A 6,193-nucleotide genomic window follows, 5' to 3' on the forward strand; every position below is an offset into this window, starting at 1 on the left:
CGGACCTCCGCCTCGTGATCCCCGCGCGCCCGCTCTGCCCCGTTCGAGAACACCTCCTTCATCCCCTCCACCGCTCGCTGCTTCCACGTGCTCACCTAGTTCGGGTGGATCTTGTGCCGCGTGGCGATCTCCTGGATCGTCTTGTCCCCGCGTAGCGCCTCCAGGGCCACCTTCGCCTTGAAGTCCCCGCTGAATCGTCGCCGTGTGCTCATCGCGTATCCCTCCCTCGGTCGGTGGAATACACCTTAGCAACCTGTCCGATTTTCCGGGACCACCTCAGTGTGCAGGGAATTCATGAACCGGCTTGCCTCTGACTCCCTTTGAACTCACTACGCCGCCAGAATTTTGAACTACCGCCGGCCCGGCCCTGTTTCGTTGCCGGCACCCAACGGCGTGTTATGGTGTTCCAATGCCGAAACCTCCTCAATCACCTCTGTTGGAATCCGTCTCCGGCCAATTCCGGGCATTCGCGAAAGAATGCCGCGACTCGTCCCCTCTGTACGAGCGGCTCGCCAAGAACATTAGGGACGATCCGGAAATTCTGGCGTTGGCCGCACATGCTCGACGGGGCGAGAGGGTGCCGAACCTGTGGTTCGCGGCTGTACAATTCCTTCTGCTGAACGGTACGCCGCACCCACTGGCCGGGTTCTACGAGGCCGGCCCCACTGCCGCGGGCAACCCCTACCCTCCGTTTCGCGATTTCTGTCTCGAACACGCCGAGAGGATCATCGAACTTATCGCGAACCACACGGTCCAGACCAACGAGGTAAATCGGTGTGCGCTGCTACTCCCCGCCTTCGTCCTCGTGTCCCGTGAGGCGAAGGGCCAGCCGCTGTACCTGCTGGAGATAGGCGCGGCTGCCGGTTTGATACTTCTTTGGGACCGCTACGGCTACGACTACGGAAACGGGCTTCTGTCCGGAGACCCGGCGTCGCCGGTGCAGATCAGATGCGAGATCCGGGGAACATCTGCTCCCGACGTTCCGGCAACGCTCCCAGCGGTGGAGTGTCGCATCGGGGTGGACCTGAACCCCATTGATGTCGACGACCGGGAGCAGACGCTGTGGCTTCGTTCGCTGGTCTGGCCGGAGGAGGGAGAGCGGGCACGGCTACTGGAGAACGCCATCACGGTGGCGCGACGAGACAAGCCCGACATGGTGGCAGGCGACGGCATTGTGCTGCTTCCGGAGTTGCTTGCGAGTGTGCCCGAGGAAGCAGCCCTGTGCATTATCCGCGTGTTCACCAACCTCCCGCCCGCGGCTCGTGACCAGTTTACCGCTTCGATTGCACAACACGGGGAGCGGCGGGACTTGTCGGTCGTCTCAACCAGAAGAGGTGCCCGCGAGGGAGAGTCCTTGTTAGCGCTGGTTTCCTACCGGAACGGGCTCAGGAGCGAAGCGGTGCTCGCGAACTGCGAGAACCACGGCAAGTGGCTGGAGTGGCTGAACTAGGGCGTTATGAGTGGCGTCGCGTTGACCACCGGACGGTCCCGTCGCCATCTCGACCAGTGCGCGCGTAGGTGTCCGCGTCCCTATCAAGGAACCGCACTTCCTCGCCGTTCGACAGAAAGACGAACGGCACCTCGAGTTGTCTCGCGTAGTGCCGGCCCTTGTCCTGCGCGGTGATGGGATCGATGCTCACGTTGCTGGAGCCGGTCTATGAGACGGACCTTCTGCCGCGCTCGTATACAGATCTGCGCCTTTGGGCGGCATCGGAAAAGTATTGTAGACGAGGTCGATGGAATAGCGGTAGTCGCTCTTGAGCCGTCCGACGAGCAGGACGCCCGGCCAGAAACGGTCGATGAAGCCCGATCGGTTGTCCAGCTTCGCGACATGGGCCTCGTAGCCCGCGACGCGGAGCCGATGAACTCTCGGTCGGTCAGCTTTTCGGAGACGGCGACGCGTTCGCGGATTTCACCAAGCGGGACCTCCGCCCCGTCGGCAAGCGCCCTGAGGGTAGGAAGCATGAGCGACTGATAGTCACCGATCGGCATCGATCACCACCCCGTCAGGCCACCGGCTGTCTTGGAGTGACACGCTCGGCGATCTCGCGGCCTGCCTCGATCTCAGCCCGGCGAAGCTCCCAAGTCTTTTGCAAGTTCATCCACAGTTGCGGCGTCGTCCCAAAGTACCGCGCCAGACGCAGCGCCGTGTCCGCGCTGACGCCCCGCTGTCCGTTCAGGATCATCGTCACGCGGTTCACCGGGACTCCCAGCGCGTTTGCCAGGGCGTTGGCCGGTAGGCCGAGTGCGTCGAGTTCGTCGCGCAGTATCTCGCCGGGATGCACCGGCCTCATTCCGTTCCTAGAGTCCATGTTCGACCCCTATTTCAGTGATAGTCCACAATCTCCACCTCGCACGGTCCGTCATCGGTCCAGACGAAGCAGATTCGCCACTGATCGTTGATCCGAATGCTGTACTGTCCAGCGCGGTCACCGCGCAGCGCCTCAAGCCGGTTACCCCGCAACGCGGAAAGGTCTCGCAGCGTCTCCGCGCTGTCCAGCAAGACCAGACGGCGCGCCGCCTGAAAGGCGAACCCCTGAAACGCCGCGACGCGATGCCCTTCGAAGAAGCGCTGCGTCTCCCGGTTCCTGAAACTCCGGATCATGTGCGCCACACTCTAATTCATTTTACGTCCTCCGTAAATCCATGTCGTGGATCATCGGTTTGACCACGGACCACGGCTAGGAGAAGTCTCTTGTTGATGACAGCATTCTTTGGTACACCCGACTTCCGGCACTTCTCGGGCCCGTCTTCGAAGGCCGGAGAGCATCTCCTCAACGAGCAGGGCAACCTCCTCGGCAACTTCCCCTGTATGGCGAAATGACTTCCTCAACCGCGGACGACGACCTTGTGAGCCGAGCTGCCGCCATTCACGACCGTGTTCTTACCGTGGACACGCACGTGGACATCCCGCCCGACTTCGGCACCGAAAACTACGACCCCAGGGAGGCGAAGAGAGGACGGGGACAGATCGACCTGGTGGGCATGGAGCACGGCGGACTGGACGCGGTGTTCTTCATCGTCTACGTGGGCCAGGGCGAACGCAACGCGGCCGGCTATGCCCGGGCCATGGCGGACGCCTTCGCCAAGTTCGCGGCCATCCGGCGCATGACCGACGTGCAGTACCCCGAGGCCATCAGTCTGGCGCGCTCGGCCGCCGACGTGCGCCGCATTCATGGCGAAGGGCGGCTGGCGGCGCTCATCGGCATCGAGAACGGCCATGCCCTGGGCCGCGACCTGCGGCTCCTGGATACGTATCACGACTTCGGCGCGCGCTACCTGGGCCTGCTGCACAACGGCCACAACGATCTCGGCGACTCGGCCGTGCCCTACCCGCGCCTCAAGGACACGCCCGCCGAGCACGGCGGCCTGACGGACTTCGGCCGCGCCGCGGTGGCGCGCGCCAACGACCTGGGCATCATGGTGGACGTCTCCCACGCGGCCATGACCACGGCCCTGGACGCCATCCGCGCCTCCCGCGCGCCGGTGATCGCGTCCCACTCCAGCGTCAAGGGCGTCTACGACCATACCCGGAACCTGTCCGACGAGGCCCTGACCGCCATCCGCGACAACGGCGGCGTCGCCCAGATGGTGGCCTTCGACGCCTACCTGCGGCCCGTGTCCGGCGAGCGGCAGTCGGCGCTCCGCGCCCTCAGGACCGAGATGGGCATCAAGGGTTTCACTGACTTCGAACGGTTGAGCGACGAGAAACGCGAAGCCTGGCACACCCGCCGGCAAAAGATCGACCGCGAGTGGCCCAAGGCGTCCGTGAAGGATTTCGCCGACCACATCGACTACGCGGTCAACCTGGCGGGCATCGACCACGTCGGCATCGCGTCGGACTTCAACGGAGGCGGCGGCATCGCCGGCTGGGACAACGCCCGCGACACCCTCAACGTCACCGTCGAACTGGTGCGCCGGGGTTACGGCGAGGACCAAATCGCCCGGCTGTGGGGCGGCAACCTGCTGCGGGTGATGGAGGCGGTGGAGGGGTTTTCGCGGAACCGGGGCGGCACGTCAGAAGGATGGTGACGTGCCGTTGATCCGAGTGAGCGCGCCCGTCGGCTGGTTGGTCGCAGGATGCGGTGCCACGGTCGCCGGGGTTTCTCTCCTTTTTCTGCTCTCGGTAGAAGTGGGGATCGCGGTCACGTTGCTCGGCGCCGGGGCGCTGGGTTTCTCGGTGGGCCTCACGCGCTCCGCCACCGTTGACGGAAGGCTTGTCACGGAAATCGAGCAGCACATCGACGGACTGCGTGAGCGCGATCTGAGGGAGGTTGAGAAGCGCTGGCTCGCTGAGGGGGTGTCGCCGGTGGAGCAGGGCTGGAGCGCGCTCCAGCGGTCGCATGGCTCCGAAACGGACGGGCCGCCGTCGGAGTTGGACGCTCAACTCGGGCGAATGATCCAGGCCCGCTGCGACCGCGTCTGGGACGGTATCCGCGACCGGCGCTACGTGAAGCAAGAGGACGGGGAAGTCACCGGCATCGACGGCCGTGTCATTTTCGAGGAATTCCGCGATGTCGTGAAGGAAGTCGCCCGGCTGTACGGGAAGGATGCGGAGAAGGCGGAACTCGATGCGCGCATCGGTGATATCGCGTTGGCCGCACGGTCCGCCATCGGCGACCTTCTCCAGGTGGCGCAGCAGGTGCCGGTCGTCAACGTCACGGGGTGGACCGTAAGGGAAGTCGTGACGCGGCTCGAACAAGTGCAGAAGGCGCGCAACCTCTACCGGATGTACACCCCCTGGCAGCATTATGTGCGCGGCGCGACGATGGCCGCTCGCGTTGCCCTCGGTGCGAACCCGGTTACGCTGGCGGCGTCGGTGCTCGCCTGGGAGGCGTTTTCGCGGGTGGGCAAGCACGTCGTCAAGACGTACGCCGAGGCTTGGCTGAAGGAGCTCCTGGAGGGTTCCGTCGCGCTGGTCTACTTGCAGGTGGCGCGCACATACGATGGGCGCCTCACATATCGGAGCGCCGACTGGCTGGCGCTCGTCGAGGCGCTGCGCATTCACAATCTGGTTCCGGGCATCGACCACAACCGCAAGCTCCTGTCCGACCGCATTCTGCGCGCGCGGATTCCGGACGAGTTCGCCAAGTTGGCGCTGCTGCGCGCCCTTGCCGCCGACGGTGAACCGGACGCCACGCTGACCCCGCCCGTCGACTTCGCGTCCCTGCGCCCCGCGCAGCGCCAGGCGATTGCCGGGTGTCTCGGCGAGATCCTGCGGGACATGCGTGGTTTGAATGAGCCGAAGGCCAGCCAGGCGATAGAAGAAATGGAAAAGGCGCTGTCGATAGGTCTGCGGGTCGATCTGATCGATGCCGGCAGCCGCGAGGAGATACGCATCGAGGAAGGATTCATTCAACTGGCGATGCTTGCCCGCGAGTGGTGTCGACTCGGCCTCGGGGAAGCGCGGCAGGTTATCGAAGGCAGCGCGTTCGCCATCGCGGCGCGCAAGTGCATCGGTGACGCCGACGTCGCCCGCGAGCTGTTGGAGAAGGCGCTGTCGATCGCCTTCGACGATGGCGGCCTCGACTCGGACGGCGTGGCGGAAAGGGAGCAACAGTTGATCGAGCCACCGCGCGATCTGGTCGGAGACCCCTTGGCGGAACCACTGGTCGCGTCTTTCGTCGATCTACTGGCGACGAAGGCGGCGTCGGACTGGCCGGTCGAGCACGACCATATGGTGCTGCTCAATGCTTCGGTGTTGCTCCCGGAGCGCAAGCAGGTCACCGCGCTCTGGTCAGGATACCTGAAGGCGGTGGAGTCGCGGCTGCGTGATCGCGTGGAGCACGGGAGGCTGTCGATCATCCCGCCACGGTCGGCGCCGGCGATCCTCCGGCAGATCGGCGACCCGGAACCGCCTGCACCCGCGGGGCGCGTCGTCACTTCGGACGTTCGGACTCGTGCCGTCGCGGTGTTCGAAGCGTCGTCCGGCAACGCGCGGGCGCGTTGGGTGCTCCTGTTTGCTGACCGCATCGTTGTAGGGGAGGTGCCGAAGGAGGAACTCTCACTCGACGACGGCGAGTCGACCACCTACCTCAAGGACGAGGTTCGTTTCTACCGTTTGGCACGCCCCTTGGCGGATGCCCTCGTTATCCATTGCGGTGACGACCACCGTCTGATCGTCGACGGTTCCGTGGCGGGCACATTCGCGGGGTACTTCGGTCCCGTGCTCGAATCGCTGGGCCTCGACGAC

General features: G+C 64.8%; 5 protein-coding genes and 1 pseudogene. 3 read left to right on the forward strand and 3 right to left on the reverse strand.

Going from position 1 to position 6,193, the window contains the following annotated elements; genetic code table 11:
* Window positions 1-98: 98 nt before the first annotated feature.
* A pseudogene (locus OXF11_02550) lies at window positions 99-212 on the reverse strand (transposase).
* Window positions 213-436: 224 nt separating this feature from the next.
* Here OXF11_02550 and OXF11_02555 point away from each other — a divergent pair.
* Complete coding sequence (locus tag OXF11_02555; GenBank protein ID MCY4485979.1) at window positions 437-1,450, forward strand: DUF2332 domain-containing protein; 1,014 nt, start codon at window positions 437-439, stop codon at window positions 1,448-1,450.
* Window positions 1,451-2,006: 556 nt separating this feature from the next.
* On the opposite strand, the gene OXF11_02560 is transcribed toward OXF11_02555, so the two are convergent.
* Entirely contained in the window at window positions 2,007-2,312 is a 306-nt protein-coding gene (locus tag OXF11_02560; GenBank protein ID MCY4485980.1) for a HigA family addiction module antitoxin, read from the reverse strand.
* 14 nt (window positions 2,313-2,326) lie between these two features.
* On the reverse strand, window positions 2,327-2,605 hold the full coding sequence (locus tag OXF11_02565; protein ID MCY4485981.1) for a type II toxin-antitoxin system RelE/ParE family toxin: 279 nt from the start codon (window positions 2,603-2,605) through the stop codon (window positions 2,327-2,329).
* A gap of 245 nt (window positions 2,606-2,850) precedes the next feature.
* Here OXF11_02565 and OXF11_02570 point away from each other — a divergent pair, with 245 nt between their 5' ends.
* Both OXF11_02570 and OXF11_02575 read left to right on the forward strand, forming a co-directional pair.
* Complete coding sequence (locus OXF11_02570) at window positions 2,851-4,032, forward strand: dipeptidase (protein MCY4485982.1); 1,182 nt, start codon at window positions 2,851-2,853, stop codon at window positions 4,030-4,032.
* A gap of 1 nt (window position 4,033) precedes the next feature.
* The coding region (locus OXF11_02575; GenBank protein MCY4485983.1) for a hypothetical protein at window positions 4,034-6,193 on the forward strand (2,160 nt) is incomplete at its 3' end.

The sequence above is a fragment of the Deltaproteobacteria bacterium genome (assembly GCA_026712905.1).
Classification (GTDB): domain Bacteria; phylum Desulfobacterota; class Binatia; order UBA9968; family JAJDTQ01; genus JAJDTQ01.